At 37.8% G+C, this 21332-nt stretch carries 21 protein-coding genes and 1 riboswitch; of the genes, 11 read left to right on the top strand and 10 right to left on the bottom strand.

Annotated elements, in window-relative coordinates; genetic code table 11:
• Nucleotides 1-161: 161 nt before the first annotated feature.
• The 3 genes from Q0371_RS00355 to Q0371_RS00345 form a co-directional block, all read right to left on the bottom strand.
• Nucleotides 162-1679 (bottom strand): acetyl-CoA hydrolase/transferase family protein, encoded by a 1518-nt coding sequence (locus Q0371_RS00355; RefSeq protein WP_169361266.1) that lies wholly within the window; start codon nt 1677-1679, stop codon nt 162-164.
• 223 nt (nt 1680-1902) lie between these two features.
• Nucleotides 1903-2547 (bottom strand): LytTR family DNA-binding domain-containing protein, encoded by a 645-nt coding sequence (locus tag Q0371_RS00350; protein WP_169361267.1) that lies wholly within the window; start codon nt 2545-2547, stop codon nt 1903-1905.
• Nucleotides 2548-2565: 18 nt separating this feature from the next.
• Nucleotides 2566-3525, bottom strand: a complete 960-nt coding sequence (locus tag Q0371_RS00345) for an RNA methyltransferase (RefSeq protein WP_240949821.1) — start codon at nt 3523-3525, stop codon at nt 2566-2568.
• Nucleotides 3526-3676: 151 nt separating this feature from the next.
• Here Q0371_RS00345 and Q0371_RS00340 point away from each other — a divergent pair, with 151 nt between their 5' ends.
• Entirely contained in the window at nt 3677-5335 is a 1659-nt protein-coding gene (locus Q0371_RS00340) for an FAD-binding dehydrogenase (RefSeq protein ID WP_298466803.1), read from the top strand.
• 60 nt (nt 5336-5395) lie between these two features.
• On the opposite strand, the gene Q0371_RS00335 is transcribed toward Q0371_RS00340, so the two are convergent.
• Nucleotides 5396-6205: a serine hydrolase gene (locus Q0371_RS00335; RefSeq protein WP_298466800.1), complete on the bottom strand. Its 810-nt coding sequence runs from the start codon at nt 6203-6205 to the stop codon at nt 5396-5398.
• A gap of 91 nt (nt 6206-6296) precedes the next feature.
• Here Q0371_RS00335 and Q0371_RS00330 point away from each other — a divergent pair, with 91 nt between their 5' ends.
• Nucleotides 6297-7196 carry an AraC family transcriptional regulator gene (locus tag Q0371_RS00330; protein WP_298466797.1) on the top strand — a complete coding sequence of 300 codons (900 nt, stop codon included), beginning with the start codon at nt 6297-6299 and terminating at the stop codon, nt 7194-7196.
• Nucleotides 7197-7249: 53 nt separating this feature from the next.
• Here the strand turns inward: Q0371_RS00330 and Q0371_RS00325 are convergent, their stop codons facing one another.
• Nucleotides 7250-8476, bottom strand: a complete 1227-nt coding sequence (locus Q0371_RS00325) for an MFS transporter (RefSeq protein WP_298466794.1) — start codon at nt 8474-8476, stop codon at nt 7250-7252.
• A 103-nt stretch (nt 8477-8579) separates the two neighbouring features.
• A riboswitch (cobalamin riboswitch) is annotated at nt 8580-8773 on the top strand.
• Between the two features lie 226 nt (nt 8774-8999).
• Between Q0371_RS00325 and Q0371_RS00320 the strand changes: the two genes are divergently transcribed.
• A complete protein-coding gene (locus Q0371_RS00320) occupies nt 9000-9218 on the top strand; it encodes a hypothetical protein (RefSeq protein ID WP_298466791.1) in 219 nt (72 codons plus the stop codon).
• 309 nt (nt 9219-9527) lie between these two features.
• Here Q0371_RS00320 and Q0371_RS00315 read toward each other — a convergent pair whose 3' ends face one another.
• Nucleotides 9528-9704, bottom strand: a complete 177-nt coding sequence (locus Q0371_RS00315; RefSeq protein WP_169361273.1) for a hypothetical protein — start codon at nt 9702-9704, stop codon at nt 9528-9530.
• 290 nt (nt 9705-9994) lie between these two features.
• Here Q0371_RS00315 and Q0371_RS00310 point away from each other — a divergent pair, with 290 nt between their 5' ends.
• The 5 genes from Q0371_RS00310 to Q0371_RS00290 all read left to right on the top strand — a co-directional run bounded on the left by Q0371_RS00310 (nt 9995) and on the right by Q0371_RS00290 (nt 15454).
• The gene (locus Q0371_RS00310; protein WP_298466786.1) at nt 9995-10912 is read left to right on the top strand and encodes a zinc ABC transporter substrate-binding protein; all 918 of its coding nucleotides are present in this window, start codon (nt 9995-9997) and stop codon (nt 10910-10912) included.
• An 11-nt stretch (nt 10913-10923) separates the two neighbouring features.
• Nucleotides 10924-11685 carry a metal ABC transporter ATP-binding protein gene (locus tag Q0371_RS00305; RefSeq protein WP_298466783.1) on the top strand — a complete coding sequence of 254 codons (762 nt, stop codon included), beginning with the start codon at nt 10924-10926 and terminating at the stop codon, nt 11683-11685.
• The gene (locus Q0371_RS00300; RefSeq protein ID WP_298466780.1) at nt 11685-12578 is read left to right on the top strand and encodes a metal ABC transporter permease; all 894 of its coding nucleotides are present in this window, start codon (nt 11685-11687) and stop codon (nt 12576-12578) included. The genes Q0371_RS00305 and Q0371_RS00300 overlap by 1 nt, the downstream gene beginning before the upstream one ends.
• Nucleotides 12571-13458, top strand: coding sequence for a metal ABC transporter permease (locus Q0371_RS00295; protein ID WP_298466776.1), 888 nt, complete (start codon nt 12571-12573; stop codon nt 13456-13458). The genes Q0371_RS00300 and Q0371_RS00295 overlap by 8 nt, the downstream gene beginning before the upstream one ends.
• Before the next feature lie 70 nt (nt 13459-13528).
• Complete coding sequence (locus Q0371_RS00290) at nt 13529-15454, top strand: TetM/TetW/TetO/TetS family tetracycline resistance ribosomal protection protein (RefSeq protein WP_298466773.1); 1926 nt, start codon at nt 13529-13531, stop codon at nt 15452-15454.
• A 155-nt stretch (nt 15455-15609) separates the two neighbouring features.
• Here the strand turns inward: Q0371_RS00290 and Q0371_RS00285 are convergent, their stop codons facing one another.
• From Q0371_RS00285 to Q0371_RS00275, 3 genes are read right to left on the bottom strand one after another with little or no spacing between them, the layout of a single operon-like run.
• Complete coding sequence (locus tag Q0371_RS00285) at nt 15610-16218, bottom strand: SAM-dependent methyltransferase (RefSeq protein ID WP_298466770.1); 609 nt, start codon at nt 16216-16218, stop codon at nt 15610-15612.
• A 19-nt stretch (nt 16219-16237) separates the two neighbouring features.
• Nucleotides 16238-17299, bottom strand: a complete 1062-nt coding sequence (locus tag Q0371_RS00280; RefSeq protein ID WP_169361280.1) for a CapA family protein — start codon at nt 17297-17299, stop codon at nt 16238-16240.
• 24 nt (nt 17300-17323) lie between these two features.
• Nucleotides 17324-18523 carry an MFS transporter gene (locus tag Q0371_RS00275; RefSeq protein ID WP_298466767.1) on the bottom strand — a complete coding sequence of 400 codons (1200 nt, stop codon included), beginning with the start codon at nt 18521-18523 and terminating at the stop codon, nt 17324-17326.
• A 396-nt stretch (nt 18524-18919) separates the two neighbouring features.
• Between Q0371_RS00275 and tatC the strand changes: the two genes are divergently transcribed.
• Nucleotides 18920-19693 carry a twin-arginine translocase subunit TatC gene (tatC, locus tag Q0371_RS00270; protein WP_169361282.1) on the top strand — a complete coding sequence of 258 codons (774 nt, stop codon included), beginning with the start codon at nt 18920-18922 and terminating at the stop codon, nt 19691-19693.
• Nucleotides 19694-19775: 82 nt separating this feature from the next.
• Entirely contained in the window at nt 19776-19979 is a 204-nt protein-coding gene (gene tatA / locus Q0371_RS00265; RefSeq protein ID WP_251555642.1) for a twin-arginine translocase TatA/TatE family subunit, read from the top strand.
• A gap of 45 nt (nt 19980-20024) precedes the next feature.
• Here the strand turns inward: tatA and Q0371_RS00260 are convergent, their stop codons facing one another.
• The gene (locus tag Q0371_RS00260; protein ID WP_298466758.1) at nt 20025-21017 is read right to left on the bottom strand and encodes an EAL domain-containing protein; all 993 of its coding nucleotides are present in this window, start codon (nt 21015-21017) and stop codon (nt 20025-20027) included.
• Nucleotides 21018-21116: 99 nt separating this feature from the next.
• On the opposite strand from Q0371_RS00260, the gene Q0371_RS00255 reads away from it, so the two are divergent.
• A partial coding sequence (locus tag Q0371_RS00255; protein WP_298466755.1) for a hypothetical protein occupies nt 21117-21332 on the top strand: 216 nt, incomplete at its 3' end.

Raw genomic sequence — 21332 nt, 5'->3', positions numbered from 1 at the left:
AGGCAGTTCCTCAGCCACCGGAGCTTTTCTCCATTTGACCCCGAGGGGCAAGGCGGTGGAGCTAGACATCGAGAAAAGCGCAACCGCCTGTTTTACCACTCCTTTTTATTTTGCATATTAAAACCCCGTACCTTGTAGAAGGATACGGGGTTTTATTGGTTTTAAGCTAATGATTCTTCTTTATCTAACATAGTTCCAGTTTCAGCAAATTTCGTGTGGAAAGAGAATGCTTTCTCTAATACATGAGGAGTTTGTCCGCCTCTAGTTAGGGCCTCCACGAAATAACTGCTTAACTGGTCTCTATACATTGGATGCACACAATTATTAATAATTAAAGATGCACGCTCTCGAGGAGCTAAACCGCGTAAATCAGCATAGCCTTGCTCTGTCACTACTACATCTACGTCATGCTCGGTATGATCGACATGAGATACAAATGGAACGATACTTGAGATATTTCCACCCTTAGCAATAGATTTGGTTACAAATATAGCCAGTTTGGCATTGCGTGCAAAGTCTCCGGAACCTCCGATACCATTCATCATCTTTGTACCACATACGTGTGTAGAGTTTACATTTCCGTATATATCAAACTCTAACGCTGTATTAATAGAGATTAGTCCAAGACGACGGATTATTTCTGGATGATTTGTAATCTCCTGTGGTCTTAGCACAAGCTTTTCACGATATTGATCGAAGCTACCGAATACCTGGTTCATCTTTTCTTCTGATAGTGTAACCGAACATCCAGAAGCAAAGTCGACCTTTCCTGCATCGATCAAATCAAAAACAGAGTCTTGCAATACTTCGGAGTAAACCTCAAGGTTCTCAAATTCCGAATCAATCATTCCGTGTAATACGGCATTAGCGACAGAGCCTATACCAGCTTGAATAGGCGCTAGCTTCTCTGTTAATCTTCCAGCCTTTACTTCCTCACGAAGGAAAGTGATTAAATGATCTGCCATTTCCTTTGTTTCCTCATCCGGAGGAACAATTGTAGATGGAGAATCCAAATACTTAGTAAAAACGATTCCTTTAACCTTAGATGCATCAAAAGGGATACCAATGGTACCAATTCGTTCACCTACGGAGGTTACAGGGATTGGTTGTCTATTGTCTCCTTGTGCGACTGGCTCATAAACATCATGTAAGCCTTCGAACTCCTCAAGTTGCGCTAAGTTTATTTCAATAATAATGTTATTTGCATGAGTAACAAAGGTTGCAGAGTTACCAACTGAAGTAGTTGGTATAATCATTCCATCCTCTGTGATTGAAACCGCTTCCACAATAGCGAAGTCAATTGTAGGTAAAACCCCGTTACGAATTAATTCGGATGTATGAGATAAGTGTTGGTCAACAAATAGATGATCACCTGCATTAATATGCTTTCTCATAGTTGCATCCGCCTGGAATGGTAAACGTTTATTAATGATTCCTGCTTCTGATAGAAGCTTATCTATGTCAGAGCCTACTGAAGCTCCTGTAAATACGTTAACTTTAAAAGTATCTTTCTTAGCTCTATCTACTAATGCTAATGGCACCGCTTTCGCATCACCCGCACGTGTAAATCCGCTTAATCCTAAAGTCATTCCGTCTTGAATCCAGGAAGCCGCTTCTTCTGCGCTTACTATTAAGCTATGTAATTTAGTATTTTTTATACGATTAAGTTCTTTTAACATACAGACATCCCCCTCATTAGTTGCCTTGTCTAATTATTTTACTTCGTATCGTCACAAATTTGATAAAAACCGTCAAAGACACTTATAAAATGAATGAAGCAGAAAAAATAATGACTAAAACAGAATGGATTTTAAAAAAATTCATATTTTGCTATATCAAAAAAAGGAATAAATAAAAAAAGCTTGAATAAAAAGAGATTAACCCCTTATCCATGCCTTCTTTTTAAAAACCTAATAATTTCCTAAAATAGCTAGAATACGACTGGCTAACAGATACCTTTTCTCCGGTTTGCATAGCTAATACAAAGGTAGAATGTGTATCCGGGTATATTTCTTTAATCTGATGCACATTGACGATAAAAGAACGGTGACACCGTATAAAGGATTCTCTTGGTAGTCTATATTCAAAATCCTGGAGTGAACCAGCATGTGTACCAGTAAAATTTTTAGTCACGATTCTTGTTTTTCGATCTCTTGCTTCTAAATAGATAACATCTGAAAAAGGAACAGGCATCCAGCCGTCTAGTGTTTTGACTGTAATAACTGATTTTCCATCCGTCAGAGCAGGATAGATGGCTAAAACAGTTCCTTCTACCTCACCGTTGTGCTGCAAGGGTACAGCCATCCCATGATAAGGAATCCCAAACATTTCTCGATTGATAAATTCAGAGACTTTTTGGTTACTATGCAGCGCTTTATAAGCTAAAGTTCCTTCCTTTATAGGGTCCCCTGGTTTTATCTTTAAATCAATGCGTGTGCTTGGTCTATAGTATATATACTTTTCTTTGTCTGAAACGGCTATGGATATTTCGTCCGAAAATAACTGGCCAACTACATCTAAAAGTCCACCTAAAGAGAGCTCATGCACCCTTTTCTCCCCCTTTCACTACTTTGATTCACAAACTAAAATCTCTCGCTCAAACTGTTGTTTCGTTGTAATACAGCGATCCTTTATATGAAGACCAATCGATTCTAACCGATCATCCATAGATTCGATTGTGACAATGACTACCCGCTTAGCAATCCTTTTCGCATGCTTTAATATGGTCAGTTGTTCCTCCCATGAGGCATGAGTATATAAATTATAAGGTAAGTCGATAATCGCTACGTCATAGGCTTCCTCTATGTCTTGAATAGCACCCTTCTCTACCTGTCCAGTTAGCCCAAAATAAGCCAGATTTTCTCTGGATCCTATACAAACTAAGGGATTAATATCTCTTCCTACAATATCGATATCCATAGATCTCGCTTCTACTAGGACAGTTCCAATTCCACAGCACGGGTCGATTGCTCGTACGCCTGAAGGATGAGGAACGGCTATATTAGCTACAGCTCTAGCTACTCTCGTACTTAGGGCAGTAGAATATTCTTTTGGTTTTTTTATATGATTAAACCAAATAGGTTCACTCTTTGTATAAGTACCAAAATACCATCGCTGTTGGTATGGAGCTATTGCAAAGAATTGTTCTGGATTATGAAGGTCAAAATCTCCCTTCATCTCTGATCCAATAGCTCGTTCAATGTGGAGACGCTCCTTGTTTTCAATCTTATCCTCACCTTGCCTATCATTTATTTTAAGAAAGATCACTTTGTTGGTCTCTCCTTCTTCACCAAATAAATGGGCAGCGGCAATAATTTCTTCTACAGTGTCCCCCTCCGCTAAGATATCCATTCTTCCCTTCATGAATGGACTTCTACTAGGATCTATCTTTGTATCACTTTTAAGTATTTTCATGTCTGTATCGTACCCAAAAAAAGAGCGCATCTCTAGATGACAAAGAGAGCGTTCTGCATCGTTATAAGCAAATGTATAAATAAATGACGGATGATCGTTTAAATTTTTCAACGTATTACCTCCAATAATATTTTCATTATAACATGTGGTACTTTTTAAAGTCCGTTATCATAACCCAATAGTTAATTAGCATAAAAAGGAAGTATAATAAGGATTGACAGTAATTTTCAGAACTATTAGATATTTAAAAGGGGATAAGCGAATGGAATTTGATGTAATCGTTGTAGGAGCCGGCTTAGCAGGGCTCGTGGCAACAGCTGAATTAGTAGATGCTAGAAAGCGAGTTTTGTTATTGGATCAAGAACCGGAAAGTTCCCTAGGCGGGCAAGCCTGGTGGTCGTTTGGAGGACTATTTCTTGTAGACTCTCCGGAGCAAAGAAGGATGGGTATTAAGGACTCCTATGAGCTTGCATGGCAGGACTGGTTAGGGACAGCGGGGTTTGATGGAGATAACGAGGAAGAATACTGGGCAAAAAAATGGGCAGAGGCTTACGTACGTTTCGCTCATGAAGAAAAAAGAGACTGGTTGCACGGAAAAGGTATTCGATTTTTCCCCGTAGTTGGATGGGCAGAACGTGGAGGTTATCTAGCTGAAGGACACGGCAATTCAGTTCCTCGCTTTCATATTGTATGGGGTACAGGCCCAGCAATTGTTGCCCCATTTAAAAAGCAGGTGCAAAAAGCAGTATCCGAGGGATTAGTTACTTATAAGCCACGTCATCAAGTCGATCGTTTGTTAACTATTAATGGTAGGGTGACTGGTGTAGGCGGATCCATTTTAGCGGCAAGCGATGCGGAACGTGGACAAGCAAGCTCAAGAGAAGTTATTAATAACTTTGAATACCACTCGACAGCAGTAGTAGTCACAAGTGGAGGCATTGGAGCTAACCTTGAACTAGTACGTCAAAATTGGCCAGCACGCCTCGGCTCCCCTCCTAAAAACATGATTTCCGGGGTTCCAGAATATGTAGACGGAAGAATGATGGGAATCACTGAAAAAGCAGGTGGACGTGTAGTCAATAAAGACCGAATGTGGCATTACACAGAAGGTATTAAGAATTGGAATTCAATATGGAAGGAACACGGAATTCGTATCTTGCCCGGTCCATCATCCATTTGGCTAGATGCAGAGGGTAATCGCTTTCCCGCCCCAAACTTCCCAGGCTTCGATACATTGGGTACCTTAAAAGCCATTCAAGATACTGGATATGATTATTCCTGGTTTATACTCACAGAAAAAATTATTGAGAAGGAATTTGCACTATCTGGTTCAGAGCAGAATCCTGATCTTACTGAAAAGAGCATCAAACAAGTGCTAAAAAGGATTTTACCTGGGCCAACTGATCCAGTTAAGGCATTCATGGAGAAGGGGGAAGATTTTGTAGTTGCCACAACTCTAAAGGAACTAGTAGCTGGGATGAATAGAATTACCGGAAATAGCCTGTTACATTATGAACATCTAGAAAAACAAATTGTAGCTCGTGATCGGGAGATGGATAATAAGTTTACAAAGGACCTTCAAATAACTGCCTTAAGGGGAGCCCGTCATTATATCGGAGATAAGCTTATACGTGTAGCTGCCCCTCATAAAATATTAGATATTAAAAATGGTCCCCTGATTGCAGTTCGTTTGAATATCCTGACTCGCAAAACACTAGGGGGTCTTCAAACAGATCTAGGTGGTCGTGTCCTTGACTCAGAAGGTAATCCCGTTCCCGGTCTTTATGCAGCTGGAGAGGTCACAGGCTTTGGTGGTGGTGGAATGCATGGCTATCGTGCTCTGGAGGGAACCTTTTTGGGAGGATGCCTGTTCACAGGAAGAGAAACAGGGAGAGCATTGGCCAAGGACTTATCCAAGTAATATAGAAAAAACTTTGACTACCGTCTGTCAAAGTTTTTCTTTTGGAAGGGAATATGCTCTTTATACTTCCTTACATAAATATTGATATATTTCGTAGCCTATTTGAGAAAGTATTCTTTTGGATAGGATATCATCCTCCTTCTCCGATAGGACTGTTGCAACTAGTTTTCTATTTCCTACAAAAAATACTCCTACATCATGACGGGTGCCTGGTATCCAACCAGTCTTATTTGCAAATTCCCAAGCAGGCATCCCATTATTGAAGTTGGAATATGGAGAAGGAAGTTTTTCCGGCAAACAATCACGGACCTGTTGTTTTTTAAGCATATCTATCATTTGCTTACTTGCTTGTTCACTAACTAGCTGTCCCTGAGCCATTTTAGATAGTAAGATACCAACATCTTTTGCAGCAATTCTATTAGAGCCAAGTGGATTTGGCTTACTCAACATAAGCTTGTTATAAAATGTACTGTATTCCATACCGGCTTCCTTCATTGTTTGTTGAATATTTTCTACTCCAACTAAATCTATTAAAAGATTCGTAGCTGTATTGTCACTTTGAATAATCATCAGAAGCATGATATCTAGTAATGGCAGTGAAGTTCCTGTAGTTAAATGCTGGAGGACTCCGGACCCTCCCACATACTTATCTTTTTCCAATCTGACTAAATCGGTTAGGGACAATTGTTGACTTTCTACTGCCTTAAAAACTGCTGTCATTATTGGTACCTTAATGACACTAGCTGCATAAAAAAGCTCTTGCTCATTGTGTTCCCACTTCTCTCCCGTATTCAAATCCTCTAATACAATCCCCCATGTCCCCTTGGAAGGTTTAATCAACTTTTGAACTTTACCTATTAGCTCCTCCACTATCCATCCTCCTCTAGTCATTCTCTTTGTTTTATTATAGACTATTATAAGATTTATTTTTAGAAAATTCGAATTTATGGAGAGCATGTGCATGACACAACTTTTTCTATTACAAAAAGTCATTGATTATATAGACGAACATATTAAAGATAATATAAATACCGAAAGCCTTGCAAAGCTTATCAGCTATTCCCCTTTTCATTTTTCTCGTATTTTCCATCAGACTACTGGTTATACACCAATGGATTATGTGCAAAAAAGGAAGCTACAATTTGCCTTAGTTGACTTACTGAAGGAGAAAAGAATTATAGATATAGCATTAGAATATGGGTTTGAAACACATGCAGGCTTTACTAAATCATTTAAACGCTGCTTTGGGAGTCCCCCTAGCTTATATAAGATGCACTGCCCCATTTCGGTTCCACAAAGACTATGTTTAGAGAGCCTTATACAAAAGAAAACTGGGGGAGTAGTTCTTCAGCCTAAAATCATTTCTAAGCCCCCTTTTAGGGTAGCAGGTAAGACGTTTGAAACACGGATGGGAAATATAGCCTTTACGAGAGATGCCCCCGCCTTTTGGAATCAACGAATACTCTCTGAGGAATCCATTGAAACTACTCTATATACCCTCTTAACACCTAAAAAGCACGGAGAATATTGTTTTAATCTTAGTGCACCAGAGTCAGAAGATCATTTCACCTATTTATTTGCGGTGAATTTTGAAGAGGGAACAACAGTACCTGAAGGGATCCTTAAATTTACCGTTAAGGGCACCACTTATGCAGTTTTCAAAACACCTCTTGTACCGGTAGAGCAATTTGTTTCCTCTATCAAAGGTACTTGGCAATATATTTTAGAAGACTGGTTGCCAGACTCCCAATATGAAGTCGATGAAGATAGCTATGATTTTGAATACTATGATGAACACTGCCATGATTGGGAGTATGACAAAGTTTATATGGAAATTTACCTTCCTATTAAAGAAAAATGATAGCAAACTTTAATTTAAGAGATAATCTACTGTTGTTTTTCGAATTACCGCTATTAACGCACACCCTTCTTCAGAAGTGAACGATAAAAAAACAGAACTGGACTTAAAATAAGGGCGCTTACTATAATTGCAGTCTTAATAGTAAGGGTTGTGGCAATATACCCAATAACAGGCCCACCGCTTATTTGCCCAACTGCATCCACCTGCCCTTTTACAGAGAAAAATGTTGCCCGAGTAGAAGAGTCTGGTATGATTTTATTTAACCAAATGTCCTCTAATGGGTACATTACCTTCCGACTAACTTGTATTATTACATAGCAAATAAACAAACCAATAATATAGTTCGAAAATGCAAAGCCTATTAATGCTACTACTATACTGGAGCAACCAATAAAAAGAGCGATATATATTCGGTGCAATTCTTGATAAATCGTACTTTTATTTAAAAAGTGAAGCAGCACAAATGACAGCAGTACGACCACTAATTGAATTCCTCCAGTTAATAGCACCAGTCGTTCAATGGGCAAGGCAGTTATTTTAGCCATTTCTAATAGATGAGGAAGCCACAGACGATCAAAACCTTCACTATAAAAACCTATAAACAGAGCGATTAGAAATAGCATACGAAGTATAAAGCTAGTTCTGGAGAAAAGAATGATTTTATCCAAGTTCTCTTTCATTGTCTCCCATGCACCAATTCTTTCGCTTCTTTTCAAAGGTTTAAAATGATTCTCTTGCATAAATATTATTAGTAAAACAGACAACCCAATCATACATAATCCTCCTATTATAATCGGTAGATGGATTAGGTAGGAGCCGATTAATACGCTTAACGGAATGGCAACCAATTGGCCTAGGTTTCCAGCCTTAGCTCCTCTCATATATGCAGATGATGCCTTTTCTTCTCCTATTTCATCAGCTATCCATGCTTGCAATGACCCGCTAGTAAAGGTATACCCTATCCCCCATGCCACTTGAGCCAATAAAACCGTAATAAAAAAAGGAAACAATCCTTCTAATAAAAAACCAACTCCTATTAGAAAGTAACCAATGATAACGGATAGCTTCCGGCTCTTTAAGTCAGACACGATACCAGTTGGAATCTCAAAGAGAAATACGGTTATCTCCAACACAGTTCCCACTAAAACAAGTTGCAACGGATCCAGCTTAACAACACTTACTTGATACAACAAACTGACTGTAAATATAAAAGTAAAAAATAATTGCGATAGAAAGCAAATATAAATATACAGCCGATATGGATTCTTCAAACTACTCATTTACCTCACCTCTCCACTTGATTATAAAAAGAGAAGCAGTCCACGACTTATCCAAATTTGCTATATTGACTAACTTTTTTTATGTTATAGTGAAAGAACAATTAAATAATGTGTAGATTTAGGTGTTCTTTTAATTGCAAAAGAACTTAAAAGGGAAGTTCGGTGGAAGACCGACGCTGTCCCGCAACTGTAAATGTGAGCAATACTTTATAAACCACTGTATGTATAAATACTACGGGAAGGAAGGTAACGCGATGACCATGAGCCAGGAGACCTGCCTATTTCAAGTACACACCACGACCCTACGAGGATAGGAGGTGTTAAGTGCAGCTATGACCAAGCAAAGCTTGAAAATACTGTCGTACGAAAAAACATACTAAAATCACTGGAGTGAACATACTCCTTATTTAATCGTGGTTTTTATTTGTTTCCTAGCGTACTGACTATTAAATCATACTAACTAAGCATCCTCTTTTATAAAAAAGAGGATGCTTTTTATGTTAAAAACGAAAGGATTTTGGAAATGAGAAAAGAGATTTTTATGGAGCAATTTAAGCAAGTATTAATGACAAACCAGGTTGCAAGTACCTCGATATCTCTACAGTCTACCTTTGAGGAAATGAAAAAAGAAATTGAGCTTAACTCAGTATGGAGTATAGAAGAAAGAAATCTTTTTCTTCACCACTTAAATGTTGCACACCGTCAGATTAAACAAGAGATTGCTGGAATAAAGCAGGAATAAATAAAATACATATGTCAGTCAATTTCATAAATAGAGCTTTACCGATTAACACGAACATTTTATCCGTATGGATTGTAGCGACAGACGGCGACTCCTACGGAATAAGTGAGACAGATAGACATCACAACCACGCGGAAAGCGTCCGTCAGAGCGGAAGTCAATTATGCTTCTACACATATAAAAGCATATATAAATCATTGTTTTCTACTATTTGTTCGTGTTTTGCTTTTTAAAATAGAATTATGAAATTGACTCTTAAAATAATTAAAAAAGCGAACCAATGACGTTAGTCATTTGGTTCGCTAATTCCTATAGATCTTGATAATCCCTTTGATATTTACCGCCATCTTTAACCTCTGAATGATACAAAGCCTTCAGAGCAAAGCTTTTTTCTAAATCATGCTCCTTCATTACTTCCTTTAATCTTTTAGCTAAATCAGGACTGAACTTAACAAGCTCTTCCATTTTAGATTTTGAATATTGCATTACATTACCTCCCCACTATCATTGTTTATACAGTATAGCACTTTGTATTAAAGACAGACGAAAATTTCAGTTTAGGCTAATTAAAATTGGCTCACTCCAACTCCTAAAATAGACAATCACATTTTTTCCATTTTTGCATAAATTAATTTGACAATTCAAATAATATTAGTTAACCTATTGAACAAATGTTTCCTTAAGGAAAATAATTATCTTTTAAGAAATTTATATTTTTTTATTCTAAAAGTTTCCCGCAGGAAATAATTTATAACAAAGGAAAAGGAGTGTAGTACATGAAAAAAATATTTTTATTATTTTTTGCTATGGTTTTATTGGCTGGATGTAATGACAAAAACAATGGAAAGGCGGAAGCTGATAAGCCACTAGTAGTTACAACTACAGGTCAGGTTGCTGATGCCGTAAAGAGGATTGCCGGGGATATGGTAGAAGTTAAATCCTTGATGGGACCAGGAGTAGACCCGCATCTTTACAAGGCCACTCAAGGTGATTTACAAGTATTAGAGGACGCGGATATCATTTTTTACAATGGGCTAGAGCTTGAAGGAAAAATGAGTGATATTTTTGAGAAGATGAAAAAAGAGAAATCGGTAGTTGCCATTGGAGAAGTAGTTCCAAAGGAAAGAATTTTAAATGACGAAGCTCATCCTGAACTATTTGATCCCCATATTTGGTTTGATATTGATGTGTGGAAGATTGCAACTCAGGAAATCACCAAAACACTTACAAAAGAATTCTCTACTAACGAAGAGCAATTTAAGGAAAATGAAATTAAGTTTTTTCAAGAACTAGATGAGCTAAATGAATGGTCGAAAGAACGTATTAGTGAAATACCAAAGGAGCAGCGAGTGCTTGTTACTGCCCATGATGCATTTAACTACTTTGGTGAAAGTAATGGAATGGAAGTCAGAGGTTTACAAGGTCTTAGCACAGATGCCGAGTATGGATTAAAGGATATACAGAACGTCGTAAACTTCTTAGTAGAGCAAAATATTAAAGCAGTATTTATTGAATCCAGCGTTTCTGATAAAGCCATGAATGCTGTCATTGAAGGTGCAAAGGAAAAAGGACACACGATACAAATTGGAGGAGAGCTTTACTCGGATGCCATGGGTGCTGAAGGAACAGAGGAAGGAACTTATATAGGAATGTATAAGCATAATGTCAACACAATAGTTGATTCACTTAAATAGGAGGTAGCAAAATGAACGCATTACAGGTAAAGGATTTATCTGTAGCTTATGAGGAAAAGATAGTTTTAAGCGAAATTAACCTAACTATTCCCAAGGGACAGATTACTGGGATTATTGGACCAAACGGAGCTGGTAAATCTACACTGATCAAAGCAGTGTTAAATCAGCTACCCAATAAAACAGGTACCGTTTCTATATTAGAGCAACCACTTAATCCAAAAGATCTCCTTGTAGGGTATGTCCCTCAAAGAAATGCAGTAGATTGGGACTTCCCAACTAATGCTTTAGACGTTGTCTTAATGGGAAGATACGGTCATATTGGATCTATTAAAAGACCATCTGCTAAGGATAAGGAAATAGCTTTAAGCTGCTTAAATAATGTGGGAATGGAAGCTTTCGCAGATCGTTCCATCGGTCAACTATCTGGCGGACAACAACAGCGTGTCTTCCTGGCTAGGGCTCTCGCACAAGAAGCAGAGGTTTACTTTATGGATGAACCATTTGTGGGAGTAGATGCAGCCACAGAGCGAACTATTATTTCCATTTTAAAAAAGTTAAAATCTCAAGGAAAATCAGTCTTTGTAGTTCATCACGACCTCCAGACAGCAGCTGATTATTTTGATTGGATTGTTTTACTAAATCAAACAATTATAGCCTCAGGTCCTACCGTTCTTACGTTTACACCAGATAATCTGCAGGAAGCATATGGTGGTAAATTATTCTTCATGGACCAAGCAAGCTCGGGTAAAACTGCTGAAGAGGTGAAAAACTAATGTTGACAGGTAACCTTCTTTGGGTACTCGCAGGAGCTATTCTTTTAGGGATAGCAGCAGGTTTAAATGGAACGTTTGCCTTTCTCCAAAAGCAAAGCTTGGTCGGAGATGCTGCAGCGCATGCAGCACTCCCTGGCATTGCGCTTGCCTATCTTATTTTTGAAAAAAAAGATTTGCCTATTCTCATGTTAGGTGCTGCTATTACAGCTGCCCTTTCTGTCTATCTAATTCAATGGATCGTCAATCATTCTAAGCTAAAAGCTGATGCTGCAATTGGGTTAATACTCTCTGTATTTTTTGGAGTTGGTATAGTTTTAATAACTATTGTTAACCAAAGTGGTACTGGAAACCAAAGTGGGTTAAATGACTTTATCTTTGGAAAGGCTGCAACAATGGCTAAAAGTGACCTCATTTGGTTATCTAGCAGCGCTATATTAATCATCCTAATGTGCTTGCTTTTCTTTAAGGAATGGAAGCTCATGATTTTTGATCCTATTTTTGCAAAGGGTATTGGCTTACCAGTGGAGCGTCTGCGCATTCTATTGACGGCTTTAACAGTTCTGACAATCGTAACTGGTATTCAGGCAGTAGGAGTTATTTTAATGGCAGCCATGCTAATCATACCTGCAGCTGCTGCAAGATTTTGGTCTAGCCATCTAGGAATAATTTTGGTAACTAGTGCTTTTTTTGGAGCACTGTCTGGAGCATTAGGCACTATGATAAGCTCTCTTCGCACTGGTTTATCTACTGGTCCTATTATTGTCTTAGTAGCCGCTACCCTCTTTCTACTATCCTACTTTTTTGCACCTACTAGGGGCCTTATTTCTAAGCTTCATAAAAAGCGTACGTTTAAAAGGCAGCGCATTGTAAATGAGGTGACTAGCCATGAATGAGTTTTGGGTTTTATTAACCGGATCGCTTGTAGGAATAACGTGTGGCTTAACAGGCGTTTTTCTCATACTTAGAAAGACAGCCATGATAGCTGATGCCATAAGTCATACAGTATTATTTGGTATTGTAGTGGCCTTTATGGTTACCCAATCCTTAAACGGGGCTTGGATGCTAATTGGGGCTGCCCTTGCTGGTTTACTTACTACTTTTCTAGTGCAGCTCCTTCAATCAGGTGGATTGCAAGAGGATGCTGCTATTGGAGTAGTCTTTACTTCTCTTTTTGCCTTAGGCGTATTACTAATCACCTTATTCGCTGGTAATGTCCATTTAGATGTGGAACATGTGCTGATGGGGGAAATTGCATTTGTCCCTTGGGATACATGGAGTATTTTAGGCATTGAAATGCCGAAAGCAGTTTGGATGCTAATGTTTGTCCTATTACTTAATATCGCTTTCCTCGTTTTATTTTATAAAGAGATTAAATTGTCTACGTTTGATCCTGTATTTGCTTTATCAATTGGCGTGCCAATCATGGGGATGCATTACTCTTATATGACGCTTGTCTCTCTTACTACTGTCGCTGCATTTGATAGTGTTGGTGCCGTTTTAGTAGTTGCTATGCTTATTGGACCTGCTGCTACAGCCTATTTAATGAGTAAAAGCGTAAGAGGAATGATTATTTGGAGTATGACGTTTGGCATCACTGCAGCTATTACTGGCTACTACTTAGCAAAGCTTTGGAACACCTCCATTGCTGGTATGATGGCAGCGATGATTGGTGTGCTATTCATGCTTGTATTTTTATTTAAGCCTCATGATGGCTTGGTTTCAAAAGCTGTTAAGCGACGCCGAGGAAATGGTTTAAAAGCATTTTCTAGATAGTACTCTCTCACCTTTTGTTTCACCTTTCGTTTGTTATAATACAAGGAAGGACAAAACAAAAGGTGATCATATGCATAAAACAATTGGAATTTTAGCACATGTTGATGCAGGGAAAACTACATTTTCGGAGCAATTGCTCTTTCATACAAACTCAATAAGACAACGGGGTAGGGTCGATCATAAAGACTCCTTCCTTGATAGCCATACGATAGAGAAAGATAGAGGCATCACCATCTTTGCTGACCAGGGTGTCTTTTCCTATAATAACTCCACTTATTATATTATTGATACTCCTGGTCACGTTGATTTTTCTCCGGAAATGGAACGTGCTATTCAGGTCATGGACTATGCCATTGTATTAATAAGTGCTGTAGATGGAGTCGAAGGACATACTGAGACAGTTTGGCAGCTGCTCCGCAAGCATAAAATACCTACCTTCTTTTTTATCAACAAAATCGATTACGAAGATAGTGATCCTACTGCAGTTCTCCAGGAGATTAAAGCAAGTCTAAGTAAGGATGTTTGCCACCTAACTACTGGCTATACGGAGGAATTGATTGAATTTATTGCTGAGCGAGATGAGGCTCTTTTAGAAGCCTACATGGATAATAGGTTCACTGAACAGCTATGGACAACAAAGTTCAAGCAAATGATTAAGGAATGTGACGTATTTCCTTGTGCATTCGGATCAGCCTTAAAGGATATTGGAGTATCAGAGTTTTTGGAAGCTATTGATAAACTTACGGAAACAAACTATAACTCCAGCCAAAATTTTACCGCTCAGGTATACAGGATTCGTCACGACGAAAGTGGCAATCGCGTAACCTTTCTAAAGTTGTTAAGTGGAAAGCTGAAAGTAAGAGATGAGGTAACTATCGGAGAAGCATTAGAGAAAATAACTCAGATACGTCAATATAGTGGCAGCAAATTTAAAACAATAGATGAGGTAAAAGCAGGTGAACTAGTAGCTGTGACAGGATTAACAGTTGCCTCTATTGGAGATACAATTGGTGCTATTCATCATAAGACCCATTTCGATTTAATACCTACCTTAAAATCAAAGGTCGTCTTTGATTCTTCTATACATGTTAAAGAAGTACTAAAATCTTTTAGACTTTTAGACGCGGAGGACCCTTCTCTACAAGTTTTTTGGGATGAGTATTTTCAAGAGGTACACGTACACGTTATGGGGGTCATTCAGCTCGAGGTGCTCGCTCAAATCGTTAAAGAGCGTTTCCAAATGAATGTGACGTTTGGGGAGCCTAAAATTTTATATAAAGAAACGATTGAGGAGTCTGTCAATGGCTACGGTCATTTTGAGCCATTGAAGCATTATGCTGAGGTACACCTTTTAATCGAACCTGCAGAGCGGGGTTCTGGAGTTACCTTCCATAATGTGTGTCATGCCAATGATTTGTCTATAGGTAACCAAAACCTAGTAAGGCATCACCTTTTAGAAAAAGATCATCATGGACTACTGACTGGTTCGGCACTGACAGATGTTAAAATTACTTTGCTGACAGGACGCGGACATAATGAACATACCTCTGGTGGTGACTTTAGAGAAGCTACATACCGAGCATTACGACAAGGATTAGAGAAGGCAAAAAATGTTCTCTTAGAGCCTTTTTATAACTATAAAATTAAAGTAGATATGGATTTAATCGGAAGAGTTTTATCGGATATTCAGCAGGCACATGGGACATTTGAGTCGCCTGAAAATATTGGCGATAAGGTTATCATAAAGGGAAGAGTGCCTGTTGCTACTTTTATGAATTATAGTACTACCTTTGCATCCTATACTCACGGGAAAGGAACGTTGAACCTATTGTTTAGTGGATATGACCGTTGTCATAACCAAGAACATTTAGTTGAAAGGATCGGATACAACAAAGACGCGGATCCGGAATACACCTCAACCTCTATCTTTTGTGCCAAGGGTACTGGATATAAGGTACCCTGGGATGAAGCAGAGAAGGCAATGCATTGCTTATAAAAGGAAAGGGTGCATGAAATTTAATTCCATGCACCTTTAATAGGAATTATTGATAAAATGATGCGTTATCTCCTTAGGAGATGTCCTTTGCATAAATTATTTCAATATAACTTATCCAATTTCCTAAAAGAAGCCTGATTTCCCGCAGGCTTCTTTTATAATTTAGAACGATATATCATCAAACGCTCATTGCCGTTTTCTTCATAATGCTTAGGAATATGTATTTCCTTCCATAACTCGAAAACAGTCTCCCGCTCCAAAAATTCAATATAGTCTGAGGTTGGATAGTAGAGAATAATATCCATTGTCCTCAGATGGTCTTCCAACGACTCTAAAATATTATGAACTACCTTTTGAAATATAGGAGTGGAGAAAGGATTAAAGAAATAGAAACAGTCTTCCTGTGGCCCTATCTTGTACTCCTCTGCTAAACAACATTCAAAGCTAATAGAAGCTCGCGTTGGCTTTGCTCTTTCCGTATACTTCATGAGGTTTTCCATTGACTGCTGGTAAAGCTGCCCACTCATCTCTATTCCTGTTACAGAAATGTGATGGAAATGATGAACGTAAAAAGGAACTCTCCCCTTACCACAACCGAAATCAACCAGCCCCTTCACCCTCTGCCATTCATACGCTTCAAACAATACTTTTAATACATCGTACGGGGTTGCCTCGTAACGATTATAATGGGAGGATTGATATTTCCATTCTCTCATTCCAACTGTCTGTATTCTTAATAATCGTTCATAATCAGATTCGTTCATTGCAACCTCCTTGATTCCTTTATTCGCCCAAAATATGCTGCTGGACCCAGTCATTTTTTTGACTACTAACCTCTTCTAGCAAGGATACTTTATACGGATTTCCTTTTGATACAATTGTCCCTGTAAAAGAAGGCTTTTCAATACGAATCATCACCTTGTCCTGTACTTCTCTTTTCGTGATTTGCAGCTTAGCTATACCACCGATATTTGTACTATCAAATTGCTGAGCAGAAAAAAAGTTACCTAGCGAGAAGAATACATGGCTTTCTCCCTTACTCGTTGTAATTTTTTCATAGGGCTGAATGACATGTGGATGATGACCAAAAATGATATCTGCTCCTGCATTAGCTAACAAATGGGCAAGCTCTCTTTGGTTCTGATTGGGCTCTAATGTATACTCTTCTCCCCAGTGGATACTAACTACTACCACATCTACCTTTTTCCTTAAAGATTGGATGTCTTGCTCCATCTGCACATTGTTTATTATGTTCACTAAATATTCTTTGCCTTCTGGCACTCTATGTCCATTTAATCCGTAAGTATAACTTAAAAATCCTAGTTTAATATCCTTCACTTCAACTATTCGTTCCGTTTGTTGATCTTCTAGTGATTTATGAGCACCGATATAAGGAAGTTCATTTGCCTCCAATGTTTCTATAGCAGCTAATAATCCCTCCTCCTTTTTATCCAACGTATGATTGTTGGCTAAGGATATTAAATCGAAGCCAACTGCTTTCAGATCACGAATAATATGGGATGGACTAGAAAAGTTAGGGTATCCAGATAATCCGAATGTTGTTCCTGCCGGTATGGATTCCTGGTTTGCAAGCAAAAAGTCCAGATTAGTAAGTTCTTCCTCTACATTTGCAAAGGATGGGAGAAAGCTAGAATAGTTATAGAGAGGGCTATGCAATAATATATCTCCAACCATCCCTATTTCTATCTGATTTTCTTTATAAATCTGTTGAAAATTGGTTACTTGTTTACCTGTAAAGTTTTCTTTCATAGGACTAACGATTTGTGCATTAAAAAAAGATAATACGATGATAAATACTAATAGAAAAGGGAGTAAAATTTTCAAAATGTTAACCTCCTCCTATCATCTTTATCTATTTCTTTGTCTAATATACACATATAAAAAACCGCCAGCACTTAGCAACCGCAAACAGGAATTAATAGTCATAGCAGACTCCATACCAACCATCTCTAATAAAACAATACCCATTTGAGGTGCTATAAACGCGACTAATGCCAATAATATATTATAAGTAGTAATACAATAAGTCCTTGACTGTTCAGGTGACTTCTCCAAAAGTAAATTAAACAGAATGAGTACAGTACCAGAAAGAAAGAAGCCCGATGTCGTTTGAATTATAGTTAAGTAATATAAATTGGTCGATAATACAACAAGAAAGGGTGTGGTAGCCATCCCGGCTGCTGCCCAAATGAACATTCGAAGATTGCTATATTTCTCTGCCCAGCGCCTCCATAAAGGAAAGGTAAAAAATTGCATGAGCATACTGCCCACCGAGAACATACTTATCCAAAAAATCGTAGCTCCTGCTATTCTAACATTATAAATATTGAATAGACCCCACGCCATCTGCCATGCAAAGTTAAAAAAGAGAGCTGCTGCTAAGAACGAAACATATTTGGAATCTTTAAATATAGACCAATCCATTGATTTCTTTTTTTCAACGCTTTCATCTATTTGAACAGGTGCTTCTTCATGCTTCATAACAAAGTACACTTCTAATATTCCAAATAATAAGGCTACCAAAAACAAAATTTGATATGCACTTACACTTGCAGAAGCCTCTCTCATTACGATACCGATCATTAACGTGGCTACAAGACCAACTAAAGTCAACAATCGATTTCGATCACTAAAAAATTGACCTCTCCGCTCTTCTGCAATCATCCCACTGATAAACGTTTGCCAACCTATATTGGCAACGGTATTGGGTACACTGATAAGGGCAATAATAATTAAAAAAGACCAGGCCTGCATAGATGGCGAAGGCAAATAAATCAATAATACAATAAATAAGAAACATAATCTTGCAAGTAAAATTGACCCTGCGACTAGCTTCTTTTGAGTATAGGCTTTGTTCAAAAGGATAGCTGCAGGCACTGTCATTAGCAATGCGATTAGAGGAGGAAGTGAACTGATTAATCCAACCTGATAGTTAGTTGCCCCTAATATAGTGATCGCAAAGATCGGGAAAAAATTATTAGAAAAATTTAAAGCAATAGTAGAAGCCATGCCATGATATATACTGACTTTCTCGTTATACGTTCTCAAGATTCATTCCGTCCATTTCATATGAGATAGATAGAATTATATACCTCATTTCCAGGAAAACAAGAGTATTATTTACAAATATTTCCCTTATAAATCTAACGGAAAATATACAAATTTAAACCAACCTTTAATAAAGCAATGTGTTAGACAATATTTCTTCATAGAAAGTACACAAAAGGGTAGCTTTAAATATTTCATTTTATTCGTTAAACCCTTAGAATATAAGGAGTTATCAGTTTTATCCTGATATGACAATTATAAAGTTTTCTAGTTTACAAATTGACTGGAAAGAGTATAATGGGTAGTTGGTACAGGACATTCATGTAACAATATGCTAACTTTAGCACTAATATAAACTGCTTCCCTTTTGTTTTAAAGAAGATGGGGTGAACAAAAATGGCAATTACACAAGAGCCGGAGCTTACACTAGTTGAACATTTAGCTGAGCTTAGAAAACGCCTAATAATTATAGCAGCTACCTTTATCCTATCTCTTGCAGCAGGATTTTGGTTTGCTCCTAAAACATTAAACTTTCTTAAGCAACAGCCCACAGCAGCACATGTAGAATGGAACATATTCGGTTACACGGATGGTTTATTGATCTATGTAAAATGTGCTTTAGTCTTGGCTATTCTTGTAACCTTACCAATTGCTATGCATCAATTATGGTTATTCGTAAGACCTGGGCTATTGGACAAGGAAGCTAGAGGGACTATTTACTTTATACCAGTTTCTTTTTTCTTATTTTTAGCTGGTATTAGCTTTAGCTACTTTATTTTATTTCCTTTGATGTTAGATTTCATGTCTAATATTAATGAATCTATAGGTGCCACAGAAACCTATGGAATGCAGCAATACTTTACATTTATGTTTAATTTAATTATTCCTGTTGGAATAGTGTTTGAACTGCCTGTAATTATTTTATTCCTTACGAAGCTGGGAATTATCACGCCAGATCGACTGCGTAAGATGAGAAAAGTTTCATACTTCGTATTAGTAGTTGTAGGGGTTTCCATTACACCTCCAGACTTTATCTCAGATTTCATCATTATCATACCTTTATTGTTATTATTTGAAATAAGCATTTTAGTATCATCTTGGTCTTATAAGCGTCGGTTAGCCAAAGAGGCTCTTTTAGAAAAAGAACTCGAGGACAGCCAAAGTGAATAAGCATGATATAATAACGATACACTTGACTAATACTTAAGCCATTTGAATAGATAGACAATTATATTCATTAGGAGGAAACACCATGCCAAACATCGGCGTACCAGGTTTAATCATTATTCTAATCATTGCTTTAATCGTCTTCGGACCTTCTAAATTACCTCAACTAGGTAGAGCAGTTGGACAAACATTAAAAGAATTTAAAAAGTCTACAAAAGACATCGTTGACGATGTAGCTGAAGAATTCAAGTTAGAAGACAATGATACAAACGCTAAAAAGAAAGCATAATAAAAAAAACCGAGCATATATTTTGCTCGGTTTTTTTGTTCTTGATCACTTATATTCCAAGGGATGCGGGAGAGGTTTTCCAAAGTAGTATCCTTGAAATAATTGATAGCCTGCGTCTTTCAGCCATTCAAAATCCTCTTTTTGCTCTACCCCCTCTGCTAATGGGATGGAATGGATTTCTAATGCTTTTTCTAAAAATTGCAATGCAACTCTTTGTTTCTCTTTATCAGAGGTCACCCCTTGAACATATTTCATGTCCAGCTTCATATAATGGGGCTTAATATCCTCTAGCATTTGCAGAGTGCTATGTCCTTCTCCTACATCGTCTAAGGCATATTGGTAGCCCCTTGCTTTATAAAAGGCCAGAATCTTTTTTAAGTGGTTAACATCTTCTATTTTTTCGGTTTCTACAACTTCAAAAACCAAGTTTCTAGGATTAACACCTAGACGATCGGCTACCTCGTTGGTAGATTTAAGACAATGCTCAGGCGAATAGATAGAGGTCGGTATAAAATTTATGAACGCTTTTTTATTGTCTAGCTTTGCAGCATATTTTACAGCTGTCATTCTACAAATCCGGTCTAACGCATACAGTCTTCCTCTCTCTTTAGCAGCGCTAAAAACCTGGCCAGGATATAAGATTTCCCCATCCTCATTTAAAAATCTAGAAAGAATTTCATAGGCATATATCTTGTTATTTTTATCTACAATTGGCTGATAATAGCAAATTACTTGTTCGTTCCTAATTACACTGTCCACCCACTCTACCTTAAATAATTCCTCTATCTTATAGAAAGGTTGCCAATCCTTATTAGGAATCTTATAGGACATCTTCGTAATATCTAAATGATCTATACTATAGTCAACAAAGTCCTTCGCATCATTCTCGCGAAGAGTAAAATAACGATTATTCTCTTCTAACTTTAATGTCCTACTTTGAATAAACTCTATTATATCCGGGAACACCTGATTATTCAGGTCACCGTCCATTTTGAACTCAACTATCAAATCTCTTACTGCACAACCGCTACATTCCAATATAATCCCTCCTACCTATACCCATAATTATGTATTTTTTCCTATTATAATGATTATATTAAATCTTTTGTTACATGCATAATCAGAAGTCTTTGATTTATGAAAATAAAAAAACATGGGAGGATAGGTGTAGCAACAAGAAGTAATTTCAAAATTTACAAACACATTCAACGGCTGTTGGATAAGGAAACACAAGAAAAGCGCAAGCGCCTATGTCTGCCCCGACAGGCAAATGGAGAAAAGCAAGGAGGCAGTTCCTTAGCCACCGGAGCTTTTATCCATTTGACCCCGAGGGGCAAGGCGGTGGAGCTAGAC

The organism is uncultured Psychrobacillus sp., assembly GCF_938022135.1.
Taxonomy (GTDB): domain Bacteria; phylum Bacillota; class Bacilli; order Bacillales_A; family Planococcaceae; genus Psychrobacillus.
The sequence above is the reverse complement of the archived record's forward strand: the minus strand, read 5'-3'. Positions and strand labels throughout refer to the sequence as shown.

Bases quoted from the DNA above. Each gene is read 5' to 3' on its own strand.
- tatA (WP_251555642.1), top strand. From the start codon at position 19,776: ATGCCAAACATCGGCGTACCAGGTTTAATCATTATTCTAATCATTGCT.
- Q0371_RS00305 (WP_298466783.1), top strand. From the start codon at position 10,924: ATGAACGCATTACAGGTAAAGGATTTATCTGTAGCTTATGAGGAAAAG.
- Q0371_RS00340 (WP_298466803.1), top strand. From the start codon at position 3,677: ATGGAATTTGATGTAATCGTTGTAGGAGCCGGCTTAGCAGGGCTCGTG.
- Q0371_RS00325 (WP_298466794.1), bottom strand. From the start codon at position 8,476: ATGAGTAGTTTGAAGAATCCATATCGGCTGTATATTTATATTTGCTTT.
- Q0371_RS00290 (WP_298466773.1), top strand. From the start codon at position 13,529: ATGCATAAAACAATTGGAATTTTAGCACATGTTGATGCAGGGAAAACT.
- Q0371_RS00295 (WP_298466776.1), top strand. From the start codon at position 12,571: ATGAATGAGTTTTGGGTTTTATTAACCGGATCGCTTGTAGGAATAACG.
- Q0371_RS00285 (WP_298466770.1), bottom strand. From the start codon at position 16,218: ATGAACGAATCTGATTATGAACGATTATTAAGAATACAGACAGTTGGA.
- Q0371_RS00300 (WP_298466780.1), top strand. From the start codon at position 11,685: ATGTTGACAGGTAACCTTCTTTGGGTACTCGCAGGAGCTATTCTTTTA.
- Q0371_RS00320 (WP_298466791.1), top strand. From the start codon at position 9,000: ATGAGAAAAGAGATTTTTATGGAGCAATTTAAGCAAGTATTAATGACA.
- Q0371_RS00315 (WP_169361273.1), bottom strand. From the start codon at position 9,704: ATGCAATATTCAAAATCTAAAATGGAAGAGCTTGTTAAGTTCAGTCCT.
- Q0371_RS00330 (WP_298466797.1), top strand. From the start codon at position 6,297: ATGACACAACTTTTTCTATTACAAAAAGTCATTGATTATATAGACGAA.
- Q0371_RS00355 (WP_169361266.1), bottom strand. From the start codon at position 1,679: ATGTTAAAAGAACTTAATCGTATAAAAAATACTAAATTACATAGCTTA.
- Q0371_RS00310 (WP_298466786.1), top strand. From the start codon at position 9,995: ATGAAAAAAATATTTTTATTATTTTTTGCTATGGTTTTATTGGCTGGA.
- tatC (WP_169361282.1), top strand. From the start codon at position 18,920: ATGGCAATTACACAAGAGCCGGAGCTTACACTAGTTGAACATTTAGCT.